Source organism: Mucilaginibacter lappiensis, from assembly GCF_050433765.1.
Classification (GTDB): Bacteria; Bacteroidota; Bacteroidia; order Sphingobacteriales; family Sphingobacteriaceae; genus Mucilaginibacter; species Mucilaginibacter lappiensis_A.
Genome location: NZ_JBNPWP010000001.1, coordinates 470200 through 495587, shown reverse-complemented (window position 1 = coordinate 495587; position 25388 = coordinate 470200). Strand labels below are relative to the sequence as shown.

Below are 25388 nucleotides of genomic sequence, written 5' to 3'. Positions count from 1 at the left end.
TTATTTAGTTGATTTAGTTTCCTGGTTTGCAATTAAGATTAGAAAAAATTAACACAGACGATGAGGAGATGCAACTTTTTTTTAAAAAATAAAAAAGCTAAAAAGCAGGTTTAAATTGTTTAAACCTGCTTTTTGTAAATAAGTGGTCTGTAGTATTAAAAAACAGCGATTTGGTCTTGTTTAACTCCCCGCTAAATCATCTATATTTGCCCACCAACTATAACATTATGGCTAAAACAGATCTTTACGAATCGCCTGATTATTATCAATTAGATGAGCTGCTTACCGAAGAGCATAAATTAATACGCTCAACAGTACGTAGCTGGGTAAAAAAAGAATTGAGCCCCATAATTGAAGATTATGCCCAAAAAGCCGAATTCCCAATGCAGTTGATAAAAGGCCTGGCCGGGATAGGCGCGTTTGGCCCCACCATACCTGTTGAGTACGGCGGTGCCGGGCTGGATTATATGGCTTACGGCATTATTATGCAGGAAATTGAACGCGGCGACTCTGGCATCCGTTCGGCTTCATCTGTTCAGGGTTCATTGGTGATGTACCCTATTTATGCTTACGGATCTGAAGAACAACGCAAAAAATATCTCCCCAAATTAGCATCCGGCGAAATCATGGGTTGCTTTGGTCTTACCGAGCCTGATCATGGTTCAAATCCAGGCGGGATGACAACTAATATTAAGGATGCAGGCGATCACTATATTTTAAATGGTGCAAAAATGTGGATCTCCAACGCACCGTTTGCCGACATTGCCGTTGTTTGGGCTAAAGACGAAACCGGTAAAATTCGCGGACTTATTGTTGAGCGTGGCATGAAAGGTTTTACAACACCCACAACACATAATAAATGGTCATTAAGAGCATCAGCTACCGGCGAACTTGTTTTTGATCATGTTAAAGTACCAAAGGAAAACCTGCTACCAAATGTTGCTGGTTTAAAAGGACCTTTAGGCTGCCTTAACCAGGCGCGCTACGGCATAGCATGGGGTGCATTGGGTGCAGCTATGGATTGTTATGATACGGCTTTGCGCTACTCCAAAGAACGGGTACAGTTTGGTAAGCCCATTGCTGGTTTCCAGCTGCAGCAAAAAAAACTGGCCGAAATGATAACAGAGATCACCAAGGCACAGCTATTGGTTTGGCGTTTAGCAGTACTTAAAAACGAAAACCGAGCAACCGCGGCACAAATATCAATGGCCAAGCGCAACAGCGTGGAAACCGCCATTAACATAGCCCGCGAAGCTCGCCAAATACTGGGGGGCATGGGCATAACCGGCGAATACCCTATTATGCGACACATGATGAACCTGGAATCGGTAATTACTTATGAGGGCACGCATGATATTCATTTGCTTATAACCGGCATGGACATAACAGGCGAGGACGCATTTAAATAAACAGTTTAATCACATAACAATTAACTCATTATTACGTAAAAGTTAAACATATAAGTATTGTTCATTTTGGTTATGAATATTATATTTGTTATTACGTAACTTAAATGTCATACCCTTACTTTTCTTCCATTTTAAAACGTATTGTTCACAAACATGCGCTATGGTTGTTTTTGGCATTTTCTACCCTTTTACATTCCTGCTCATCCAACAATAATGATAATGGCGACTATTCGCCTAAGTTTAAAGCTATTTATGATACTGTAACGCAATATCAGGAAATTAAAAAGGAGCCTTTAATAGGTACCAGATATCTCGACTCCAGCTTTAAACAGCTTAGGCACCCTTTTGTAAACGACTGGTTTCGATTCTATAGCTTTCATTTTGTATATGAAAGAAAAGCCAGCCACAATGCCAGAAAAACATTATTATATGCTGATAGCATGATGTTGATGGCAAAAAAAAGCATCACCAAAAAGCAATACCTCGTCAATTTTGCCGAAGCCAATTTTGCTACAGGCGACGCTTACTTTGATCTGCTGCAATATAGCGACGCGTATAATTACTATTATAAGGGTTACTTTATTGGCAAAAACCTGATCAATAACGAGATATTAGCCGAATATACCTATCGCATGGGAATGATATTGTTTAAGCAGATGCATTACCTTAAGGCGGCCAATTACTTTAAAACAAGTTATGGGCAAAGCATGGCTTATAAAAACGATTTCAGGGCATTTTACCAGCGGCAGGAACTACTTGGCAATATTGGCGAAAGTTATAAGAACGCTAACATGATTGATAGTGCATCATTCTACTATACAATGACACTTAATTATATCAATTCTCACGCCTCCCGGTTTAGTAATGTACCCAATATGCTTGAGGTAGCCCGTGGTGTTATTTATGGCAACCAGGGTGAAATTGCTTTTATAACCCATAATTACGACGCCGCTGAACAATTATTTAAAAAAGGTATTGCTATTAACCTGCAGAAAGGCCATGATAACCACGACGCCCAGCTGGCCGAAATAAAACTTGCGCAATTATATCTGGAGCAAAATAAAACTGATCAACTTTTTGATTTGCTCAAAAATTTAAGGGTACAGCTGGATAGTTTAAGTAACGGGGATGCTGAACCTAACTGGAATGATTTAATGAGTAAATATTACACTCAGAAAAAAGATTATGCCAGGGCTTTATATTATTTACGAACCTACTCGTCTCTTAAAGATTCAGTAATTAAAAGGACAAACACACTTAAAAATGTTGACATCAACCAGCAACAAGCCAATTTTGATAAACAAAATCAAATAGATAGCCTTAAAGATCACAATAAACTACAGCTTATTTATATTTATTTGACCATACTATTTTCGGCTATGGCAGTAATCATCATTTTACTTGTTTTCAGGAATTTGAAAAGATCAAAACAGGATATCATAGCCATTAAGGCTTTAAATGATCAGATAAAAGAACAGAATAGTCATCTTGAATATGCACTAACTAAACTTGAACTAAACAATCAGGAAAAAGACAGAATATTACGAACTGTAGCGCATGACCTTAGAAACCCTATTGGTGGCATAGCCTCATTAACCAGCGTAATGACCGAGGATGATTATACAGATGAGCAAAAAGAAATGCTCTCCCTGATAAAAGAAACATCATTTAATTCGCTCGAACTGATCAATGAAATACTGGAAGCTACCAACATAGCTACTGCAAAACTTAATAAAGAACTGATTGATATAAATACTTTATTATATAATAGTGTTGAATTACTACGCTTTAAAGCAGCCGAAAAAAATCAGGTCATAAATTTTGAACCGTTAGATAACCCGCAGGAATTATTGATCAGCCGGGAAAAAATATGGCGGGTTATTAGTAATCTGATCAGTAACGCCATAAAATTCAGCCCGGTAAATGCCAGCATCCTGGTTAAAGCAGTAAACTTTGAAAACAAGGTACATTTATCAGTAAAAGATCATGGCATAGGGATACCTGATAAATTAAAGAGCCAGGTGTTTAATATGTTTACCGAAGCCAAACGCCCCGGCACTGAAGGCGAAAAATCGTTTGGCCTGGGCCTTTCCATTTGCCAGCAGATTATTGAAAAGCACAACGGTCAAATATGGTTTGAAAGCGATACGGAAAATGGCACCACTTTTTATTTTTCATTGCCTAAATAAATCAATTACCTACTTCAAAAAGCCAGCATACCAGCTTCCCGAAGCTTTAACAATGCGCTCTTGCGTATCATGGTTAACATAAATTAATCCAAAGCGGGGATGATAACCTTCGGCCCATTCAAAATTATCGGTGAGCGTCCAAACAAAATAACCGTTGACTTTGCAGCCTTCGTTTTTAGCCTTTAAAACCTGTGCTATGTAATTTTGTAAGTATTGCCGGCGTTTGGAATCATCCACAATACCATCTTTTACTATATCAGGAAAAGCGGCACCATTTTCGGTAATGATTATATTTTTTACCTGCGGATAGGCATCAAACTTTTTGATCATGTGATAAATGGATGGTGGATATACCTCCCAGCGCATAGCCGTTAGTTCAACATTCCTATTTTCGGCTTTTACCATTCGGGCACCTATATATGGCGTAAAAAACGAATATTTTACAATTTCGCGGGTGTAATTCTGTATCCCTATAAAATCAAAGTCGAAATGCATGTTATCCTCATCACCAGGCTGAAAATACTTTTGCAAGCCTTTTAATACCGGCAAATCTTTTACTGGGTAACCTAACCCTAAAATAGGTTCAATAAATAAGCGGTTTATCAATGCATCGGCTCTTTTGGCGGCGGCAATATCACGGGGCTTATCAGTAAGCGGTTCAATTTGTGAGCACGAAAATGTGGTACCTATTTGAGCCTGAGGTAACAGGCTACGCAGTATTCTGCCGCCTGCGGTTATACTTAAAACAACATGATGAATAGCGGGTATAAAATTTTTCATCCCGCTGCGGCCGGGGGCATGGATACCGAAAAAATAACCTGCGCCTGTAAATACAACAGGCTCATTCATTACCATCCAGTGTTTAACACGGTCGCCAAAGTTTTTGGCACACAGGGTTACAAATTCACTAAACCAATCAATAATTTCGCGGTTAGTCCATCCGCCTTTTTGTTCAAGCACCTGTGGCAGGTCCCAATGGTAAACGGTAACCCAGGGTTCAATTCCCTTTTGTATGCAGTAATTTATAATGCGGTTATAATAATCAATACCAGCCTGATTAATTTGACCGGTTCCTGTAGGCAGTAAGCGCGCCCATGATATGGAAAACCTAAAATTCGGAATATTAAGCTGTTTGATCAGGTCAATATCTTCTTCATACCTGTTATAAAAATCGCATGAAGTGCGTGCATGGTCGGCGTTTAATATTTTACCTTTTTTAGCAGTGAACGCATCCCACACTGATTCACCTTTACCATCGGCATCATGGGCACCCTCTATCTGAAATGCAGCGGTAGAAACCCCCCAAATAAAATCGGCGCCAAAAAGTTGTTTGTTGAGTTGTTTATCCTGATCAGTTAATTCCATTAAATTGAGCTACGCAAAGCCCAAAAGTGCGATTATATTTACGAAAGAAAAACTTTAACGGCGAACTTAATGTATGAAAGATGATTTCATACTTTTCAAGATCATCCATTCGCGGAAACCATTGATAAGCCTTGAAAAAACTGAGATGAGTTTCATAACTATGTCTTTTTTATATAGTTAAAGGTAAGACGCTGGTGTAACTTAATTGTAACAGTTATATTATCATATTATTAAACCCAATATTTTGAATATAACGATTTAAGCCTGATACTTGTTTCATTAATACTTTTACCGGATGAAAACACATTTCATTAAATTATTTAATTATAACCGCTTTGCTAATGATCTGATATTACAAGCTATTATAGAGGCCAATGAACCTCAAAAACCATTGCAGCTCCTGTCGCATTCATTAACAACCGAGCGGGTATGGCTGGGACGCTGTAAAAATCTGCCGCACCATCCGTATAATGCATGGCCCGATTTTACAGCTGCGCATTGCGCAGAACTTATCAGCGAATGTCATGAAACATGGATATCTTATTTAAAGGAGCTGCCCGATGCCGATTTTAGCAAGATAATTAACTATCAAAACTCAAAAGGCGACCATTTACAGGATCAGCTAAGTGATATTTTTACCCAGGTAATTAACCACGGTACCCATACCAGGGCACAGGCCGGGCAGCAGCTTAAATTCGCTGGTGTACAAAGTTTACCGCTTACTGACTATATTTATTATTTAAGGATATTAAAAAGCAACATTTAACCTGTTTATTTGTAATATTTGCCATTGTTTATTCCATCCTTAAAAATCATGAAAAAATACATTTTTGCCATTTTATCAGCCGTTGCATTATTAGGATGCGCTGATGCAAAAAAGCAGGAAAAACTGCTTTTAGATAGCGTTATTGCCGTTCATGATAAAGTAATGGGCAGTACCGAGCATTTAATGAAAAACAAAATGATCCTGGACAGCCTGATTAAACATGATTCAACTATAGTAAATAAGGATTCGGCAAAGGTTTATTTAAAACTGGTTGATGATGCTGACAATGCCATGAGCGATTGGATGCATAAATTTGACGCTGAAAATAAAGGCAAATCACACCAGGAGGTAATGGATTATTTAGCCGATCAGAAAAAGAAGATCATTGTTATTGATTCACAAATAAATATTGCTGTTAACAGCTCAAATAAATATCTGACCACAACTACAAAAAAATGAAGAATTTAATAGGTTTACTTGTTATTGTACTGCTTTATAGTGCCTGTAAATCAAACAACCAGACTACGCTCCCCATTTTAGGCAATCGCCAGCCAGTTACTAAAACAGTAGATGGCAAAACGGTGACCGATACAGTATACTCAACCATACCCGAATTTAAATTTGTTAACCAGTATGCTGATACTATAACCGGTAAAAGCCTTGACGGTAAAATATACGTTGCCGACTTTTTCTTTACCACCTGCCCTTCCATTTGCCCGGTAATGCACCGCAATATGCTTAATGTATACCAGGAATTTAAGGCCGATGATAATTTCAGGATCATATCGCACACCATCGATCCCAAATATGATACCGTTCCCGTATTAAAAAAATATGCCGATAAATTGGGAATCAGCGGCAATACCTGGTGGCTTTTACAAGGCACTAAAGACGAAACCTATCAAATAGCTAAAAACTACCTGGTATCGGTACAGGAAAAAAATCCGCAGGGCGAGTTTATACATGACGGTTATTTTATTTTGGTAGATAAGCAAAAACGCCTGCGCGGTACTTATGATGGTACCGACCCTGCCCAGGTGACCAAATTGATTGCTGACATAAAAATATTAAGAGCCGAACCCGATGAGGCAGCAGCTAAATGAGATCAAGGTTCATTATAAGTATAGGTTTATTGCTGGTTGTACTGGCTGTTGCGTGTCAGAGCGATGAGCAGGTAGAATTTAACCGTTATTATTCGGGTGGTAGTTTAATATACCAGGCACATTGCGAAAACTGCCATGGCGAAAAAGGCGAAGGTTTACAGGCATTGATCCCACCACTTACCGATTCTGTTTACCTTAAAAATAACAAAACTTCATTAGCTTGTTTCCTAAAAAATGGTATTAAGGGAAAAATCACCATAAATGGGCACCCCTTTGAAGGCGAAATGCCGGCCGCTGACCTAACACCTCTTGAGATTGCCAAAGTGCTTACTTATGTAACCAACTCTTTCGGCAATAAAGCTGGTGTAGTTAACGTGCAGTTGGTTGAGGCTGATCTGGGAAAATGCCGTTGATTTAGATACGTATTATGGGATTCGAGGAGGGGTATTAGTATTTCTTTTACACCCCATTTCATTTTTGCTTTGATGCTTCATCACCTCCCAAAACACGAACCCCGAACCTAAAACCACGCAACTGAACTAAAAATTCCCTACCTTTACACTTGCAAAGCGTTCTATCGCTGCTATCTTGTATAGCGGAGGAAAGTCCGGGCAACACAGAGCATCCTGCTTCCTAACGGGAAGGCGCCGGCAGCCGGCGACAGCAAAGTGCCACAGAAAATATACCGCCCCGATTTATCGGGGTAAGGGTGAAAACGTGAGGTAAGAGCTCACGGCATTTCCGGGCGACCGGAGATGACGGTAAACCTCAGGAGTTGAAAAACCAAATAGGTCCCGGAAGCGGAGTTGCTCGCTCCCGCAATCTGCCATCCGGCAGATCACTCCGGGATGGGTAGGTTGTTTAAACCTGTCAGCAATGGCAGGGCCAGATTAATGATAGAAATTGCCTTTCCGGCAATACAGAACCCGGCTTACAGATTTGCTGCTGACAATATACCCCTTCCCTTAAACAGGAAGGGGTTATTTTTTACAATTAAAAAGTGTTTATTTTTCTATACAAATCTTATATATTAGCACGTTCAACTTTACTACCTAATTTGAAGGAAATAAAACATGGCTAAAATTTTAATAATTGATGATGAGCGTTCAATCCGTAATACCTTACGCGAAATACTTGAATATGAGGACTATGAGGTTGAGGATGTAGATAACGGTGTTGACGGCTTACAACTGATAGAAAAAAAGGATTACGACCTGGTATTGTGCGATATAAAAATGAACCGCATGGATGGCATGGAAGTACTGACCGAGGGGCTTGCTATAAAACCCGATCTGCCTTTTATCATGATATCGGGCCATGGAACTGTTGAAACAGCTATAGAGGCCAGTAAAAAAGGTGCATTTGATTTTATATCAAAACCGCCCGACCTAAACCGCCTGCTCATTACTGTTCGTAATGCCCTTGACAGGGGAAGCCTGGTTGTAGAAGCCAAAGTATTAAAACGCAAAGTTTCAAAAGTGCGCCCTATTTTGGGTAATTCACAGGCCATTATTAAAATAAAGGAAACTATTGACCGCGTGGCCCCTACTGATGCCCGGGTATTGGTAACCGGTGCAAACGGCAGCGGTAAAGAGCTGGTAGCACGCTGGCTGCATGAAAAATCAAACCGTTCCAGCGCTCCTCTTATCGAGGTTAACTGTGCAGCTATCCCTTCAGAGTTGATTGAGAGCGAATTATTCGGGCATGAAAAGGGATCTTTCACCTCGGCCATTAAACAGCGTATAGGCAAGTTTGAATCGGCCAGTGGTGGTACACTTTTCCTTGACGAAATTGGTGACATGAGCCAATCGGCACAGGCCAAAGTTTTACGCGCATTACAAGAAAATAAAATCACCCGTGTAGGTGGCGAAAAAGAGATTGATGTTGATGTACGTGTGGTTGCGGCCACCAATAAGGATCTGCTTAAAGAGATTGAAGCCGGAAACTTCCGGATGGACCTTTACCACCGCCTTAGCGTTATTTTAATACACGTACCACCCCTGGTTGAACGCAAGGATGATATATCACTGCTTACCCAAAATTTTTTAGATGAGATATGCAATGAGTATGGCATGCCCGTTAAAAAAATATCTGATGCGGCCCTGGAAGCTCTTAAGGCATTACCATGGACGGGTAACATCCGTGAACTAAGAAACATGGTGGAGCGTTTAATCATACTAAGTGATAAAACCATAACCGATAATGATGTCAGGGCATTTGCCAATCCATCGGCACCTGTAGCAGCCGGCGGGGATACTAATGGAGCCGCTCAAACAGATTTTGATCAGTTTAATAACTTCCAGGAATATAAGGATTTTGCAGAGCGCGAATATATTAAGTTCAAGCTCGAAAAAAACAACTGGAACGTATCGAAAACCGCCGATGATATTGATATACAACGTAGTCACCTATACAGCAAGATCGAAAAATTTGGCCTTAAAAGAGGCGAATAGCACCAATTAAGGTATTTATTAAAAGCGATTTGCAGCAATGCAGATCGCTTTTTTTATTTGGTTAAATTACTTACCATTGTACAAACCCAAACACATTATGAAACTAATATTTTCCTTGCTGATCTGCATTGCAGCAATCACATCCTGCCAACAAAAAGAAATCAAAACTGAACAAAAACCAGATCAGCCGCTGATAGGCACCTGGCATTTGATATCAAGTAAAAGCATTGAAAAAGGCGATACAACGGTAACAACCCCGCCTAAAGACCAGGAAATGGTAAAAATATTCAACGGTACAGATTTCGCCTTTTTTACACACGATAAAAAAATGGGCAAGGTTACCAAACCCGTATTTGACTCGGGCAGCGGAACTTATACATTAGTTGGCAATAACTATGCAGAACACCTGGCCTACTGCAATTATCGTGATTGGGAAAACCGTGACTTTAAATTCACTGTTCAGTTTAAAAATGACACCCTGATCCAGAGCGGGATTGAAAAGATAGACAGCCTGAACATCAATCATGAGATCATTGAAACTTATGTAAAGCTGCGCTAACAATATCTTGATTAATCGTTGTCATAACACAAAGGGGAACTATCCTTATAACCAAATCAATAATGGCAGCTGAGATTATGACCTGATATCGTTTATACACTTAAACCGGGTACCGATGTTATGGACAAAAAAACAGTAAATTGGATATTGCAGTGAGCGAAACACCGACATTTGTTGAGGCAAGCTCAAATTAATTTACCCGCAACTTATCTGGTTACATCATAGCTTATAAAAATGATTTTAAAGGTCTGTAACCTAATTATAAACTACATATCAAATTCTCGTCCTAAAAAGCTATTTTTGCGGTTCAATGGAGCATATTCGTAATTTTTGTATCATAGCACATATTGACCACGGTAAAAGCACACTTGCCGATAGGTTATTAGAATACACCAACACTATAACTCAACGTGAATCGCAAGCGCAATTGCTTGATGATATGGACCTGGAACGTGAGCGGGGAATCACCATAAAAAGCCATGCCATACAAATGGACTATGAGCTTGACGGGCAGAAATATATCCTGAACCTGATAGACACGCCCGGACACGTAGATTTTTCATACGAGGTTTCACGTTCTATAGCTGCTTGCGAAGGTGCGTTACTTATTGTTGATGCGGCGCAGGGCATACAGGCACAAACCATCTCAAACCTTTATCTGGCTTTGGAGAATGATCTGGAGATCATCCCGGTATTGAATAAAATGGACCTTCCCGGCGCTATGCCCGAGGAGGTTAAAGATCAGATAGTGGAGCTTATTGGTTGTAAGCGCGAGGAGATCCTGGCGGCATCGGGCAAAACTGGCATGGGTGTACATGATATTTTGCGCGCTATTGTTGAACGCGTTCCCCACCCTGTTGGCGATCCTGAAGCACCTTTACAGGCTTTAATATTCGACTCGGTTTATAATTCATTTCGTGGTATTGTAGCCTATTTTAAAGTAGTTAACGGCGAGATCCGTAAAAACGATAAAGTGAAATTTTTTGCTACCGAAAAGCAATATATTGCTGATGAAGTGGGTACCTTAAAATTAAAACAATCGCCTCGTGACGTAATAAAAACGGGCGATGTGGGATATATCATTTCAGGTATAAAAGAAGCGCGTGAGGTTAAAGTAGGTGATACTATTACCCGTGTTGACCGACCTTGCGAAGCCGGTATACAAGGTTTTGAGGAAGTTAAACCTATGGTATTTGCCGGTATTTACCCGGTTGATACTGATGAATACGAAGAACTGCGCGAATCAATGGCCAAACTGCAGCTTAACGATGCATCACTGGTTTTTGAACCGGAATCATCAGCAGCGTTAGGTTTTGGTTTCCGTTGCGGATTTTTGGGCATGCTGCACATGGAGATCATCCAGGAGCGGTTGGAGCGCGAGTTTGATATGACAGTGATCACCACTGTGCCCAACGTATCATACATTGCTTACACCACCAAAGGCGAGCCAATAGTAGTGAATAATCCATCAGATCTGCCTGATCCAAGCAAGATAGATTTTGTAGAGGAGCCATACATTAAAGCTACCATCATCACCAAATCTGATTATGTAGGGCCGGTAATGTCACTTTGTATTCAAAAACGCGGTAGTATTGTTAACCAGTCGTACTTAACATCTGACAGGGTTGAGCTGATATTCGAGCTGCCTATGGGCGAGATAGTTTTTGATTTTTATGATAAACTAAAAACCATATCCAAAGGCTACGCTTCTTTTGATTATCATCAGATAGGTTACCGCCAATCGGATCTTGTACGTTTGGACATCCGTTTAAATGCTGAGCCGGTTGATGCTTTATCATCATTGATATTCAGGGGTAACTCTTATGATTTCGGTAAAAAGATCTGCGAAAAGCTGAAAGAACTTATTCCGCGCCAGCAATTTGAGATCATCATCCAGGCTTCTATCGGTGCCAAGATCATCGCGCGAGAAACGGTGAAGGCCCTACGTAAGGATGTTACAGCCAAATGTTATGGTGGTGATATATCCCGTAAGCGTAAACTATTAGAAAAACAGAAAAAAGGTAAAAAACGCATGCGCCAGGTAGGTAACGTAGAGATACCGCAATCGGCATTTATGGCGGTTTTGAAACTTGATTAAGCCCCCCAGCCCCCTAAAGGGGGAGTTTTTATTAGCATGGTTGGGCAAAAAAATTAAATTATTATACACTATCGTTCCCCCTTTAGGGGGTTAGGAGGCAATATGCAATTACTCGACGGAAAATACGTATCAGAAAAACTTAAGATTGAAATAGCCGAAGCAGCGGCTAAAATATTAGCAGAAACTGGTCGCCAGCCGCATTTGGTAGCGGTTTTGGTAGGCCATGATGGTGGCAGCGAAACTTATGTAGCCAGTAAGATCAAAAACTGCGAAAAGGTTGGTTTTAAATCAACCCTGGTACGTTTTGAGGATAATGTAACGGAAGATGAACTGCTGAAAAAAGTAGAGGAACTGAATGCTGATGCTGATATTGATGGCATCATTGTTCAGCTCCCCCTGCCTAAACACATCGACCCCGAAAAAGTAACCGAACGCATTGATCACCGCAAAGATGTGGATGGCTTTCACCCGGTTAATTTGGGCCGTATGCAACGCAACCTGCCTTCCTTTATCCCTGCAACCCCTTACGGTATCACCCTGATGCTTAAAGAATACGGCATTGATACTGTAGGCAAGCATTGTGTGGTTGTTGGTCGCAGTAATATTGTGGGCTCACCAATGAGTATTTTAATGGCACGCAATACCACTCCGGGTAACTGTACGGTTACCATATGCCACAGCCGCACACCGGATATTAAAAGCATTACTTTACAGGCTGATATTTTGATCGTGGCCATTGGCAAAAAGAATTTTATCACAGCAGATATGGTGAAGGATGGTGTTGTTGTAATTGACGTTGGCATGAACCGTGAAACCTCAGCCCTAACCAAATCGGGTTTTAAACTATATGGCGATGTGGACTTTGAAAATGTGGCCCCAAAAGCTTCGTGGATAACCCCTGTACCCGGCGGAGTTGGTTTAATGACCATTATAGGACTGTTGAAGAATACTTTGGCTTCGGCTAATAAAGAGGTTTATAAGTAACTTACGATTGAAGCGGGATATTTGAGTTGACTTTCGAAATTCTCACCATTTCATGCATCAAATAAGTGTAAACCAACAACTGGCAGAAATATTAATTAATCATGAGGTGTCAATAACCCAGGATGAAGAGTTTATTTACGCCAACTTATCAGAAAAGTTAAAATTTAAGGCAAGATCGACTTACACTGTAATTGAGAATCATATAAGCTCTCAGTTAGACGTTATGATTGTTATCAATAATGGCGAGCAAATAATTGAAAGTTTTGGCGACTTTGGTTTAGATATTGAAAGTACAGTAAATAAAAATTTTAAAAATTTTTGCTCGAGTAGTTTACACCCCTTATTGGCGGCATTTGGACATACTAATCAAAGGTTTCATGACCAGGTAACCATTGAAGGGTGGGAAATAGGTCGTAAAAGCGTTACAGCATATATAGGCAACTTAACACCGAAAACAAACAGTGAAAAATTATTAGCCCCAGATTATGCTTTAAACTTTTTTAAGATAGTAGAGAAAGCAATGCATTCGCAAATCCTAAATAAAGATTTACATTGGTTTAGGGGATATTACTCACAGCATAAAGGTGAAATAACAAACACTGAATTTTTAATAAATAATCAGCCAACGCGCGAAGCTAAACAACTATTTTCTTCAATTCAGATTATTCCTGATATAGAATTTTATAGCTGTAGAATTTTCATTGTTTTAAAGATAAATGATAAGTGAAGCGGATTTAAAAAAAAACTTTCTCTAAACTACTTTTAAAAGTACTCCGCGGATAAACTTTAAAAAGAACCGTAACACTCTTTTACCTAAACGGTTCCCTCAATTTATCCCAGATGGAGTTCACCCCAATAAAAACGTCCCCTTCCCTTATATCCACCGGATAGGTTGCTACAAAGTCATTCTGGCCTTCCCCTCCTTTTCCGGTAGCCAAATTATAGGTGTACCGGTGGTATGGGCAAACAATTTTTCCTTTAACACATAAACCTTCGCTCAAATCGGCCCCGGCATGTGGGCAAACGGACGAAATTGCATAGATCTGCCCCTCAAAACCAACCACACAAATATTTTTACCACCAGCTTTAACTTTTGTAATAAATGGTTTATCGGTATTTTGAATGCCTGATATTTTATACCACTTCATTAGGAATGTAAGAAATTGTAGAGCTCAAAAGATAAAGATTAATTTCAAAAATCGATCTTTAAATTCATTACAGATGGATTTTTGATCACCTCATCCATGCTGGTAACCAGTGTTACACTTCTCCTGTCGGCAGATAATACTGCTTTTGAATTATTCAATTTTTTAACAGGCTTTGCAAATTTGAGGATTACCTTGTAAGGCATATCGATCAGCATAGCCTTGGCCATCATAAAGGTTGATTGGGTTTTCTTTAAAAAGGCATTGAATTTGGCTTTATCAATTATCCTGTAAAATTTATGAGGGGTAATTTGATATGAGTAATAATCCTGTCCGGCTACCATTTGCCGGGCATCAAAGGTTTTGCTTGCTTTATCACTGCTCGAAAAAGCATTGATCTGGCTGTTAAGGGCAATTTTTGAAAGGTTTTGAAGATAGTATTGCAAATCGGCCGCATTTTTGGCCACATGCTTGATATTTACCTTCATGATACTTTTTTTAAGGTTCATGTTGATAGAGAGGTCGCTGCTTTTAGCCATATTACTTTCCTCTATGCTCATTTTTTGCTGTGTGCTATCGGGCATGGCACTATAAAAATTGAGGATTGTGTCCTTAACCAGGCTAAACTGAGGGGTTTCTTTCACCGAGTCAGACATGAGGTTTACCAAAACTGATACCGCCTTACTCATATCAAAACCATAAACTACATTACAGCTGCCATCGCTTTTAAAATCGTACTGCTCCTCAATATCTACGCAGGAGCTACAACAAAGTATTGCCAAAAAAATTAAAGGGAAGTAAAGTTTTTTCATGGCTTAAGGGTTTTAAGTATTGATCAGACTTTCATGATGACAAATTTACACAGGCAATTATAATTGATGAAATAAGGTTATAGTTTGATAATTGGAGTAATAATAGCCATTATTAATTAAAATAAAAAGTACAAATGGAAAAGGTTTTACCTTACGTTTACCATTCGCCTTTATGCTTTCGGCTTAAATAGGTAGCTTTGCAAAATATTATGGCACACCAGATTCCAGACGACGGCTCGCTGCTTCCATTAATGGAAGAATTTTATACGATACAGGGCGAAGGATACAATACCGGCAAAGCGGCATATTTTATACGGCTTGGAGGATGCGATGTGGGTTGCCATTGGTGCGATGTTAAAGAAAGCTGGGATGCCGAGCTGCACCCGCTTACCGCGGCCGATCAGATAGTGGCTAATGCCTCTGTACATCCATCAAAAGCCGTTGTGGTTACAGGCGGCGAACCTTTGATATATAATCTTGATTATTTAACAACCCAGCTGCATGAAAAAGGTATTAAAACCTTTATTGAAACATCAGGGGCCTATCCCCTTTCGGGCGATTGGGACTGGATTTGTTTGTCGCCAAAAAAATTTAAAGCGCCTATACCCCACGTGGCCGAACATGCTCACGAATTAAAAGTGATCGTGTTTAATAAATCAGATTTTGAATGGGCCGAATATCATGCTAAAATGGTTTCGCCTGATTGTAAGTTATATTTACAGCCCGAATGGTCAAAATCAAAGGAAATGACCCCGCTTATAGTTGATTATGTGATGAATAACCCGCAATGGGAAATATCGTTACAAACGCATAAATATTTGAATATCCCTTAATATTTGTAACTTACGATAATTATAATCGTATCAAAACAGATGAAAATTGTAATCATCTCGGTTTTATCAATTTTTATTTCTATTTCTGCATGGTCACAGCAAACTACCACTAACAAGGCAGCTTTAAAATATTTTGCCGCAGCCCACCAAAATCTGGACGACCACACCTATGATGAGGCTATCGACAATCTTCAGAAAGCCATCAATGCGGATTCGAAATTTATTGAAGCACGCGCCCAGTTAGCTGATGTATTTCGTTTAAGGCATTTATATAAACAGGCAATAGACCAATATTTAAAGGTAATTGCGCTTAATCCTGATTTTAACCGTTCGGTTTACCTTAAAATTGGTGAATGTGAAATAACCGAAGCCAAATACCCCCAGGCGCAGCAGCACCTCGAAAAGTATTTAACCTTTTCTGATATTACCCCACAAAATAATCTATACGCCCAAAAACTGATCAATGACAGCAAATTCAGCATTCAGGCGGTACAACACCCCGTTACATTTAAGCCTGTTAACATGGGCCCCGAGATTAATACTGCCGCTGATGAATACCTGCCTGTTGCTACAGCAGATGAAAGTACGCTCATATTTACCCGTAAAATTGGCAATAATGAGGACTTTTATAAAAGCATGAATAATAAGGGTAAATGGCAAACAGCCAGCTACCTTAGCGACCAGATCAATACGGCACAATATAATGAGGGTGCACAATCTGTATCACAGGATGGTAAGTACCTATTTTTTACCGGCTGTAACCGTCCCGACGGAATGGGCCGTTGCGATATTTACATTGCTCAAAAGAAAGGTGACGACTGGGGTAAGCCTTTTGACCTAAGCGCCCCTGTAAACACATCAGGATGGGAATCACAGCCATCTATCAGCGCAGACGGGCGTACACTTTATTTTGTAAGTAACCGGAGCGGAGGCTATGGCGGTTATGATATATGGAAATCAACCTTAACTGATAAAGGCTGGGGACAGCCTGAAAATCTGGGGCCAAATATCAACACCTCTTATAATGAGCAATCGCCGTTTATTCATCCCGATGATAGTACACTTTATTTTAGCTCGAACGGATGGCCGGGCTTAGGTAACAAAGACCTTTTTGTAAGCCGTTTGGGTAAGGACGGCAAATGGCAAAAACCAGAAAATTTAGGGTACCCTATAAATTCAAATGGCGATGAAAATGGACTCACTTTAACAGCCAGCGGTAATTATGCTTTTTTTGCATCGGATAATTTGAACGGTTTTGGCGGATATGATATATACACTTTTGAATTACCCGTAAATGTACGCCCACACGTGGTAACCTATGTTAAAGGCAACGTAAGCGATGCCCAAAGCAAGGCGCCATTGGAGGCCGCTGTAGAGATCATTGACCTGCAAAGCAACCTGCCGGTTTACCAGGATTATAGCAGCGAAGACCAGGGTAGCTTTCTGGCAACTATTACCTCAGGGAAAAACTACGGCTTAAACATATCAAAAAGCGGGTACCTGTTTTATTCAGAAAATTTCTCGCTGATAGGTTATAAGGCTAAAAATCCATTTAACATTTCGGTTTCACTATCGCCTATTGAGGTAGGTAATAAAGTGATCCTTAAAAACATATTTTTTGACACCAATAAATTCGACCTCGAATCAGAATCAAAGTCGGAGTTGCTGAAACTGATAGAGTTTTTAACGGCAAACCCAACCGTACATATAGAAATATCCGGACATACTGACAATGTAGGCCCCGATCAGATCAATCAAACCCTATCCGAAAATCGGGCCAAATCAGTTTATCAATATCTGATAACTAATGGCATTGTAGCCAGTCGCCTGGTTTATAAAGGTTATGGCAAAACCCAGCCTATTGCCTCCAATGATACGGATGAAGACCGCGCCAAAAACCGGAGAACCGAATTTAAGATCATTTCAAAATGAAAAAAATATTATTCGGCTTAATCCCTATCGCGTTGTTTTCTTGTGCCGTTACCCACACCACTACAAATTCGGGCAAACCCTGGCAAAATAAAGTACAGCAGATACCTGGCAAAGTGGAATGCGAATATTACAATACAGGTGGTGAGGGAGTTGCTTATCATGATTCGGACAGTTTAAATAATGGCAGCGGTAAGCTTAATCCAGCAAACGGGGCATATTTAAACGAGTTCAGGATGCATGAAGGCGTTGATATTTCTTACACAAAAGCCCATGACAGCATTGATAACAACCCACACAATGTTGTACAACCAAAAATGGATCAGCTATATGTTGGCTGGACAGTACCGGGCGAGTGGATCAAATACACAGTAAATGTTAAAGAATCAAGAAACTACCGGGTTGATGTGATGTATACCTCCAATGGCGATGGTTCTATATCACTTGATCTTGACGGTAACGAGATAGCGAAAAACCTGAAAATTAATTCAACCCACGATGACCGTGATACGGTTAAATGGCGCCAATGGCATCATTGGAACAGATCTGATTCATTAACCACTATAAGCCTTAAAAAAGGTATTCATGTGCTTACTTTACACATCCTCACTAACGGGAACATGAATTTGGATTATCTGGAATTTAAATAGCTTGAACATATTAATATAATGAGATTATTATAACCTTATATGCTGAAACTTTATAAACAAGTTGATAACGAAATTAGTTATTGGGAAACATGGAACAAAGACGAAAAAACAGGAATTGTTCATTGGGGTATAGTTGGGCAACGTGGACAAGACAAAGAAGTAAAGTCGACCCTTTTTTCGAGCTTTAAAAAGGAGATCCAAAAAGAAATTGATAAGTTAATTGACGATGGTTACGAACAAGTTGATCTTGAAGAACATTGCACTTTATTAATTGAATTTGCTGTTGAGGGAATGGGAACACCCGAGGATGTAGAAAAAAGAACACGATTACAGAACAGAATGGATGAAACTTTGGGTTGGACAGGAGTTGGGCATTGCGACGGAGGAAGTATTGGAAGCGGAACAATGGAAGTTTGCTGTTTTGTAATTGACTTTGATAAAGCCAAAAATGTAATTATGCAGGATTTAAAAAATACTGAGTTTGCTAACTATACGCGGATATATGACGAAAATGCAGAATAAGCATAGATTTTTCATGGAACAACAAAAAAGCCTTCAGAACTCAATCCAAAGGCTTCTTTAATTTTATTCAGGATATTTTAGTTACCCATTTCTGATATGAATTTGATACGCATCAGCTGTACTTCTTCGCGGGTGTAATCATCATTACCCAACTCGGCCAGTGCGTCATCAATAGAGTCAGCTTCAGCAGTACGGAAATAATCAAACACTTCTTCCTGTTTATCTTCGTCAATCACCTCGTCAATATAATAGTTCAGGTTAAGTTTAGTACCTGAATTGACTATGGTTTCCACCTCCTTCAATATCTCCTCGTAAGTAAGCCCTTTTGAGGCCGCAATATCATCCAGGTTTAAATGACGGTCAATGTTCTGAATGATAAAAACCTTAAGAGCCGACTTATTGGCAGCGCTTTTGATCACCATATCAACCGGGCGGTCAATATCATTATCCTCTACGTATTTTTGTATCAGATCGGTAAATGGTTTACCAAACTTTAGTGCCTTGCCGGCACCCACACCCGAAATTTGTTTCAATTCTTCGGTAGTAACCGGGTAATGGGTACACATCTCTTCCAGCGATGGATCCTGGAATATAACAAATGGCGGTAATCCCTTTTGTTTAGCCAGCTTTTTACGCAGGTCCTTGAGCATTTGCAGCAATTGAGTATCTAATGCCCCACCGCCTTGTTTAGGGCCATCAGCGTCATCATCGTCATCGGTATTTTCAATTACCTGGTTCAATACAAAACGTATGCTGTGCGGGTTGTCAATAAAGGTATTGCCTGCTTTTGTTAACCTTAACAAACCATACTGATCAATATCCTTTGAAAGATAATTATTGAGCAGGGCCTGCCTTAATAATGAATTCCAAAGATTTTTACCCAGTTCCTTGCCTGAGCCATAATAATCAAGCAGATCATGCTCATAATTCTTTATCTGGGCATTTTCCTCTCCCATTAGTATGCTGATGATATGATGATCATCAAATTTTTCGCCAATGTGCCTGATGAGGCTTAATGCTCTGTGCAAGTGTTCTTCGCCATCAAAGTGCTCTTTTGAACCACAGCAGTTATCGCACATATTATTGCAGCCTGCCTCATTAAAGTTTTCGCCAAAGTAATGCAGCAATTGCTTGCGCCTGCATACCGACGATTCGCAGTAATCAATAACCTCTTTTAATATTTGTGTACCAATTTCACGTTCAGAAACTGGCTTATCCTTCATGAATTTTTGAAGCTTGTCAATATCTTTTTCCGAATAGAACGCTACGCAAACACCTTCGCCCCCATCACGGCCGGCGCGCCCGGTTTCCTGATAGTAACCTTCCATGCTTTTAGGTACATCATGGTGTATCACATACCTCACATCGGGTTTGTCAATACCCATACCAAAAGCAATGGTAGCCACAATTACATCAACATCTTCCATCAGGAATTTATCTTGCGTATCCGCGCGTACCTTAGGGTCTAACCCGGCGTGATATGGCAGTGCCTTAACGCCGTTTAAATTAAGCGCTTCGGCAACCTCTTCAACCTTTTTACGGCTAAGGCAATATATGATACCTGATTTTCCCTGGTTTTGCTTTACAAACTTCACGATCTCCTTGATCACATTACGTTTGGCACGTACTTCGTAAAAAAGGTTTGAGCGGTTAAATGATGATTTGTATATGGTAGCATTGTTCATCTGCAGGTTTTTCTGTATATCCTGCTGAACCTTTGGCGTAGCTGTAGCTGTTAAGGCTATAATTGGAATATTGTCGCCGATATTACTGATCACCTGGCGTATTTTACGGTACTCCGGTCTAAAGTCATGCCCCCATTCAGAGATACAGTGCGCTTCGTCAACCGCTACAAATGATACCTGGTTAAGACGTAAAAAATCAATATTCTCCTGTTTGGTCAATGATTCCGGCGCAACATACAATAACTTGGTTTTCCCGGCTAAAACGTCTTCCTTAACCCGGCCTATATCTGATTTGGTAAGTGATGAATTTAAGAAATGGGCTATACTATCTGACCCTCCAAAGGCCCTTAACTGATCTACCTGATTTTTCATCAAAGCTATCAGTGGTGAAATTACTATTGCGGTGCCTTCGCTCATTAATGCCGGCAACTGGTAGCACATGGATTTACCACCACCGGTAGGCATGATCACAAAAGTATCATTACCGGCCAGGATGTTAGTTATAATCGCTTCCTGCTCTCCTTTAAAGTTGTCGAATCCGAAAAAATTCTGGAGATTATCAAATAGCGACTTCTTAGTTTCTATCATTGTTTAACGTGATCTTGAGATGTATTTAAAAGTTTAAAGTAACAAATTTTTATGAATAAACGGTGGATTTACTTTTTAATTTTATACTAATATGATTATTGAATGAAAAACAATTTGTTTCTTTAATGTATTTAAGTTGTGAACAAAATGGCTATCCAACTATTTAGTTTTATTTAATACATAATTAACAGATTATTGTACACTTTTGCGCTGTCTAAACCAAATAAAAACTCTTTTACATACACATGAACAAAAATAACTATGCGATCATCATGGCAGGTGGTATTGGCAGCCGATTCTGGCCTATAAGCCGCTCATCGCATCCCAAACAGTTTATAGATATACTTGGAACCGGCAAAACCCTGATTCAAAACACCTATGAACGCTTCCTGAAGGTTTGCCCAAAAGAAAATATTTACGTAGTAACCAATGATAATTATACCAAACTGGTAAAAAATCAACTGCCCGACATGGCCGAAGGTCAGATATTAACCGAGCCGGTGATGCGTAATACCGCGCCCTGTGTGGCTTATGGCTGTTTTAAAATAGAAAGCCTGAACCCTGATGCTGTCATCGTGGTGGCTCCCTCAGACCAGCAGATCCTGGATGAGGATGCTTTTGTAAGCGCAATTGAAAAATCCCTGCAAACCGCTGCAGTCTGCAATTGCCTGATCACCCTGGGTATTAAACCCTCCAGGCCCGATACCGGTTATGGTTATATCCAGTATACCGATCATGTGATCAATCATGATTTTCATAAGGTTAAAACCTTTACCGAGAAACCCACGCTGGAGATCGCCAAAACCTTTATCCAGAGTGGCGACTTTTTATGGAACGCGGGGATCTTTGTATGGTCGGCCGGGGCCATAGTGAAGGCATTTGGCCAGCATTTACCCGAGATGCATGAGATTTTTGCCGATGCCCGTCCGGTTTACAATACGGGTGATGAGAAAACCTATATCCATAAAGCCTACCAGCAATGTACCAATATCTCGATAGATTACGGGATCATGGAAAAGGCGGATAATGTGTATGTGCTGCCCTCGGAGTTTGGCTGGAGCGACCTGGGCACCTGGGCCTCTATTTATGAACTGGCCGACAAGGATTATGTGGGCAACGCGGTGATCCCGTCAGAAAAAGTGATCATGTATGATTCCTCGAACTGTATGGTTAATGTGCCGGGCGAAAAGCTGGTGATATTACAGGGTTTGCATGATTTTATCGTGGTGGAATCAAACAATACCCTGCTTATTTGCCCGCGCGACCAGGAACAGAATGTAAAACAGGTAGTGGCCGACGTGAAAAGTAAGTTCGGACCTAAGTATATTTAGCCCCCCGGCCCCCTAAAAGGGGAGCTTTTGAAAACTTTATTCATTAAAAAGCCCGGCTTCAAAAGAGCCGGGCTTTTTAATTCTTTTATGAGTGACGGAAAAGCTCAAGCAAATCAAAAAACTCCCCCTTTAGGGGGTTGGGGGGCTCGTCCGCTGCCTTATCGCTTCATACAATATAACTCCCGTAGATACCGATACATTGAGTGATTCAATCTCGCCAAACATGGGTATTTTGGCTAAATGATCAGCAATGCGGATCACCTCGTTACGGATACCATCCTCTTCCGATCCCATAATGATGGCGGTTGGAGCGGTATAGTCGGGCGAATAAATATCATCCTTCGTTTTTTCGGTACAGCAAACCAGTTGCAAACCTGATTCCTGTAAAAACCTAATGGTTTGCATAAAATTATCATGCCTGCAAACCGGTATCTTATACAAAGCCCCGGCCGATGTTTTAATAGCATCAGGATTTATTTGTGCCGAACCTTTAGCCGGGATAACAATAGCGTGCACACCGGCACACTCTGCCGTACGGGCAATAGCGCCCATATTACGCACATCGGTAATAGCATCCAAAACCAAAATTAAAGGCACCTCCCCTTTTTCAAAAACTTCGGGAATGATGTTCTCTATCTTCTGATAAATTATAGGCGAAATAAAAGCTACAGCGCCCTGATGATTTTTAGTCGTCAACCGGTTAAGCTTTTCAACCGGCACTTGCTGTGCGGTAATGTTATATTCAGTTAACAGGGCTTTTAGCTCATGCGATAAACCACCGCTCACTCCTCTTTGAATATATAATGCCTCAATTTCTTTTCCCGAAGTAATGGCCTCCATAATAGCCCGGATACCGAAAACCATCTGATTACTTTCACGCTGAGGTCTTGAATTAAATGCCATTTTTACTGATCTAATATTTTGGCAAAAGTAGCTATATTAATTGATTAAGCACTTATTGAACTAATGTGGCATTTTGGTTTTTTGTAAATAGTTAACAATTTGAATGTTTATTAACATTGTTCTATTTATTTGATTACCAATACCTAACTTAGGAAACTAACACATTATTAACATAGGGTGTTGGTAACCAGTTTATAGTTAACACAAACTGTTAATTATAAATACTCAAATTTATGTAGCTGTTAATGTTTAACTTAAAGGGCAAAATGGCATGTTAGCGCTTTAGTGAGCAAATCGAAATTAATTTTGTATATTTTTGTTGCCTTATGAATTTTGAGAACGATAACCTGCAGAATAAACCCAATACAAACGATCGCCGAAGCCGAATAACTACTCCGACTCCATACAGTGGGCTGGGCAAACTTCCGCCCCAGGCTACCGATTTGGAAGAGGCTGTTTTGGGCGCTCTCATGCTTGAAAAAGATGCCTTATCGTCTGTTATTGATGTTTTAAAACCTGAAGTTTTTTATCGCGATAACCACCAGAAAATATTTACAGCCATAAAACAGCTGTTTGAAAAGTCATCGCCCGTTGATATCCTTACCGTTACGGCCGAACTGCGCAAGCAGGGCGAACTGGAAATGATTGGCGGCGCATATTATATCACAGAACTTACCAGTCGCGTTGCATCAGCAGCCAATATTGAATTTCACTCCCGTATCATTATACAAAAGTTCATCCAACGCGAACTGATCCGGATATCAACTGATGTAATTCAAAGTGCTTATGAAGATACTTCTGACGTTTTAGACCTGCTGGACAGGGCTGAAAAAAATCTTTTTGAAATTGCACAAAGCAACCTGCGCCGTGATGCCCGAAAAATGGACGACCTGGTGCATGAAGCGTTAAAGGATATTGAGGCTCTTAAAGATAAAAAAGATGGATTAACAGGTGTACCTTCAGGATTCACCAGTCTCGACAGGATGACCTCAGGCTGGCAAAAATCCGATCTGGTGATTATAGCCGCCCGCCCCGCGATGGGTAAAACAGCCTTTGTATTGAGCTGCGCCCGTAACGCGGCAGTTGATTTTGATAAACCAGTGGTGGTTTTCTCGCTCGAAATGTCCTCTGTTCAGTTGGTTAACCGTTTAATATCCGGCGAAACAGAAATTGAACAGGAAAAGATCCGTAAAGGAACACTGGAAGAGTGGGAATGGCAGCAGATCCACTCTAAAATTGGTCGCCTTGAACAAGCTACTTTAATTATTGATGATACACCGGCCCTTAATATTTTTGAATTCAGGGCTAAATGCCGCCGCTTAAAATCACAGCACGATATTCAGCTCATCATTATTGACTACTTGCAACTGATGCATGGCAAAGGCGAAGGAAAGAATGGTGGCGGTAACCGTGAGCAGGAAATTGGTAGTATATCAAGGGCATTAAAATCTGTAGCTAAAGAACTTAATGTACCGGTGATAGCACTATCTCAATTAAGCCGGGCGGTTGAAACGAGGCCCGGTAACTCCAAAAGGCCAATGCTTTCGGATTTACGTGAATCTGGCTCAATTGAGCAGGATGCGGATATGGTACTGTTCCTTTACCGTCCGGAATATTATGGTTTAACAGAAGATGAAGATGGTAACCCTACAAATAACGTGGGCGAGGTAATTATAGCCAAACACCGTAACGGTGAAACCGGTACAGTGCGATTGAAATTTGTGGGCAAATACGTAAAGTTTGCTAACCTTGAAGAGGGTGTGGAGGGTTTCCCGCCGGCATCAGGCAGCGCGTTCTCTGGCCTTGCACCATCACAGGATTTCGAGAAACAGAGCAATTTCATCATCCGTCCGTCACGTATGGATGATATTGATGATGAGCCACCGTTTTAGCCCCCCTGGCCCCCTAAAGGGTGAGCTTTTGAATATGCAGATGTTCGCAAATCATAAAATAACAAAGCCCTGATTCTTTTGGAATCAGGGCTTTGTTATAAGGTATTTATTCAATTACTTTAAGGCGTTTTTAAACGAAGCCGCTAATCAAAAAACTCCCCCTTTAGGGGCC

The 25388-nt window shown here is 40.4% G+C and carries 22 protein-coding genes and 1 other RNA gene; 18 read left to right on the top strand and 5 right to left on the bottom strand.

What is annotated here, in order from left to right:
• The first annotated feature begins 227 nt into the window (after window positions 1-227).
• Both M2273_RS02090 and M2273_RS02085 read left to right on the top strand, forming a co-directional pair.
• Window positions 228-1409, top strand: a complete 1182-nt coding sequence (locus M2273_RS02090) for an acyl-CoA dehydrogenase family protein (protein WP_429392376.1) — start codon at window positions 228-230, stop codon at window positions 1407-1409.
• 104 nt (window positions 1410-1513) lie between these two features.
• Window positions 1514-3598, top strand: coding sequence for a tetratricopeptide repeat-containing sensor histidine kinase (locus M2273_RS02085; protein WP_429392373.1), 2085 nt, complete (start codon window positions 1514-1516; stop codon window positions 3596-3598).
• 9 nt (window positions 3599-3607) lie between these two features.
• Here M2273_RS02085 and M2273_RS02080 read toward each other — a convergent pair whose 3' ends face one another.
• Complete coding sequence (locus M2273_RS02080) at window positions 3608-4963, bottom strand: GH1 family beta-glucosidase (protein WP_429392371.1); 1356 nt, start codon at window positions 4961-4963, stop codon at window positions 3608-3610.
• A 295-nt stretch (window positions 4964-5258) separates the two neighbouring features.
• On the opposite strand from M2273_RS02080, the gene M2273_RS02075 reads away from it, so the two are divergent.
• The 10 genes from M2273_RS02075 to M2273_RS02030 all read left to right on the top strand — a co-directional run bounded on the left by M2273_RS02075 (window position 5259) and on the right by M2273_RS02030 (window position 13653).
• Window positions 5259-5729, top strand: coding sequence for a DinB family protein (locus tag M2273_RS02075; RefSeq protein WP_429392369.1), 471 nt, complete (start codon window positions 5259-5261; stop codon window positions 5727-5729).
• Between the two features lie 48 nt (window positions 5730-5777).
• Window positions 5778-6188 (top strand): hypothetical protein, encoded by a 411-nt coding sequence (locus tag M2273_RS02070; protein WP_429392367.1) that lies wholly within the window; start codon window positions 5778-5780, stop codon window positions 6186-6188.
• Window positions 6185-6832 (top strand): SCO family protein, encoded by a 648-nt coding sequence (locus tag M2273_RS02065; RefSeq protein ID WP_429392364.1) that lies wholly within the window; start codon window positions 6185-6187, stop codon window positions 6830-6832. Before M2273_RS02070 ends, M2273_RS02065 begins: the two co-directional genes overlap by 4 nt.
• The gene (locus M2273_RS02060) at window positions 6829-7245 is read left to right on the top strand and encodes a c-type cytochrome (protein ID WP_429392361.1); all 417 of its coding nucleotides are present in this window, start codon (window positions 6829-6831) and stop codon (window positions 7243-7245) included. Before M2273_RS02065 ends, M2273_RS02060 begins: the two co-directional genes overlap by 4 nt.
• 148 nt (window positions 7246-7393) lie before the next feature.
• An RNA gene (gene rnpB, locus M2273_RS02055) (RNase P RNA component class A) lies at window positions 7394-7782 on the top strand.
• Between the two features lie 123 nt (window positions 7783-7905).
• Window positions 7906-9285: a sigma-54-dependent transcriptional regulator gene (locus M2273_RS02050; RefSeq protein ID WP_429392359.1), complete on the top strand. Its 1380-nt coding sequence runs from the start codon at window positions 7906-7908 to the stop codon at window positions 9283-9285.
• Between the two features lie 97 nt (window positions 9286-9382).
• Window positions 9383-9844, top strand: a complete 462-nt coding sequence (locus tag M2273_RS02045; protein ID WP_429392357.1) for a hypothetical protein — start codon at window positions 9383-9385, stop codon at window positions 9842-9844.
• Window positions 9845-10154: 310 nt separating this feature from the next.
• Window positions 10155-11942: a translation elongation factor 4 gene (gene lepA / locus M2273_RS02040; RefSeq protein ID WP_429392355.1), complete on the top strand. Its 1788-nt coding sequence runs from the start codon at window positions 10155-10157 to the stop codon at window positions 11940-11942.
• Window positions 11943-12044: 102 nt separating this feature from the next.
• Window positions 12045-12926 carry a bifunctional 5,10-methylenetetrahydrofolate dehydrogenase/5,10-methenyltetrahydrofolate cyclohydrolase gene (locus tag M2273_RS02035; protein ID WP_429392354.1) on the top strand — a complete coding sequence of 294 codons (882 nt, stop codon included), beginning with the start codon at window positions 12045-12047 and terminating at the stop codon, window positions 12924-12926.
• A 52-nt stretch (window positions 12927-12978) separates the two neighbouring features.
• Window positions 12979-13653, top strand: a complete 675-nt coding sequence (locus tag M2273_RS02030; RefSeq protein ID WP_429392351.1) for a DUF6348 family protein — start codon at window positions 12979-12981, stop codon at window positions 13651-13653.
• A gap of 82 nt (window positions 13654-13735) precedes the next feature.
• On the opposite strand, the gene M2273_RS02025 is transcribed toward M2273_RS02030, so the two are convergent.
• Window positions 13736-14074 carry a Rieske (2Fe-2S) protein gene (locus M2273_RS02025; RefSeq protein ID WP_429392349.1) on the bottom strand — a complete coding sequence of 113 codons (339 nt, stop codon included), beginning with the start codon at window positions 14072-14074 and terminating at the stop codon, window positions 13736-13738.
• A 44-nt stretch (window positions 14075-14118) separates the two neighbouring features.
• Complete coding sequence (locus tag M2273_RS02020) at window positions 14119-14883, bottom strand: hypothetical protein (RefSeq protein ID WP_429392346.1); 765 nt, start codon at window positions 14881-14883, stop codon at window positions 14119-14121.
• A gap of 209 nt (window positions 14884-15092) precedes the next feature.
• On the opposite strand from M2273_RS02020, the gene M2273_RS02015 reads away from it, so the two are divergent.
• From M2273_RS02015 to M2273_RS02000, 4 genes are read left to right on the top strand one after another with little or no spacing between them, the layout of a single operon-like run.
• On the top strand, window positions 15093-15716 hold the full coding sequence (locus M2273_RS02015) for a 7-carboxy-7-deazaguanine synthase QueE (protein WP_429392343.1): 624 nt from the start codon (window positions 15093-15095) through the stop codon (window positions 15714-15716).
• A 39-nt stretch (window positions 15717-15755) separates the two neighbouring features.
• Window positions 15756-17648: an OmpA family protein gene (locus tag M2273_RS02010; RefSeq protein WP_429392341.1), complete on the top strand. Its 1893-nt coding sequence runs from the start codon at window positions 15756-15758 to the stop codon at window positions 17646-17648.
• Window positions 17645-18295 carry a carbohydrate-binding protein gene (locus M2273_RS02005; RefSeq protein ID WP_429392338.1) on the top strand — a complete coding sequence of 217 codons (651 nt, stop codon included), beginning with the start codon at window positions 17645-17647 and terminating at the stop codon, window positions 18293-18295. Before M2273_RS02010 ends, M2273_RS02005 begins: the two co-directional genes overlap by 4 nt.
• Before the next feature lie 39 nt (window positions 18296-18334).
• Entirely contained in the window at window positions 18335-18817 is a 483-nt protein-coding gene (locus M2273_RS02000; RefSeq protein WP_429392335.1) for a hypothetical protein, read from the top strand.
• Window positions 18818-18894: 77 nt separating this feature from the next.
• On the opposite strand, the gene recQ is transcribed toward M2273_RS02000, so the two are convergent.
• Complete coding sequence (gene recQ / locus M2273_RS01995; RefSeq protein ID WP_429393987.1) at window positions 18895-21087, bottom strand: DNA helicase RecQ; 2193 nt, start codon at window positions 21085-21087, stop codon at window positions 18895-18897.
• A 248-nt stretch (window positions 21088-21335) separates the two neighbouring features.
• Between recQ and M2273_RS01990 the strand changes: the two genes are divergently transcribed.
• Complete coding sequence (locus tag M2273_RS01990) at window positions 21336-22421, top strand: mannose-1-phosphate guanylyltransferase (RefSeq protein ID WP_429392332.1); 1086 nt, start codon at window positions 21336-21338, stop codon at window positions 22419-22421.
• 129 nt (window positions 22422-22550) lie between these two features.
• On the opposite strand, the gene rlmB is transcribed toward M2273_RS01990, so the two are convergent.
• Window positions 22551-23324, bottom strand: a complete 774-nt coding sequence (rlmB, locus tag M2273_RS01985; RefSeq protein WP_429392329.1) for a 23S rRNA (guanosine(2251)-2'-O)-methyltransferase RlmB — start codon at window positions 23322-23324, stop codon at window positions 22551-22553.
• 326 nt (window positions 23325-23650) lie between these two features.
• Here rlmB and dnaB point away from each other — a divergent pair, with 326 nt between their 5' ends.
• Window positions 23651-25216 carry a replicative DNA helicase gene (gene dnaB / locus M2273_RS01980; RefSeq protein WP_429392326.1) on the top strand — a complete coding sequence of 522 codons (1566 nt, stop codon included), beginning with the start codon at window positions 23651-23653 and terminating at the stop codon, window positions 25214-25216.
• Window positions 25217-25388 lie beyond the last annotated feature (172 nt).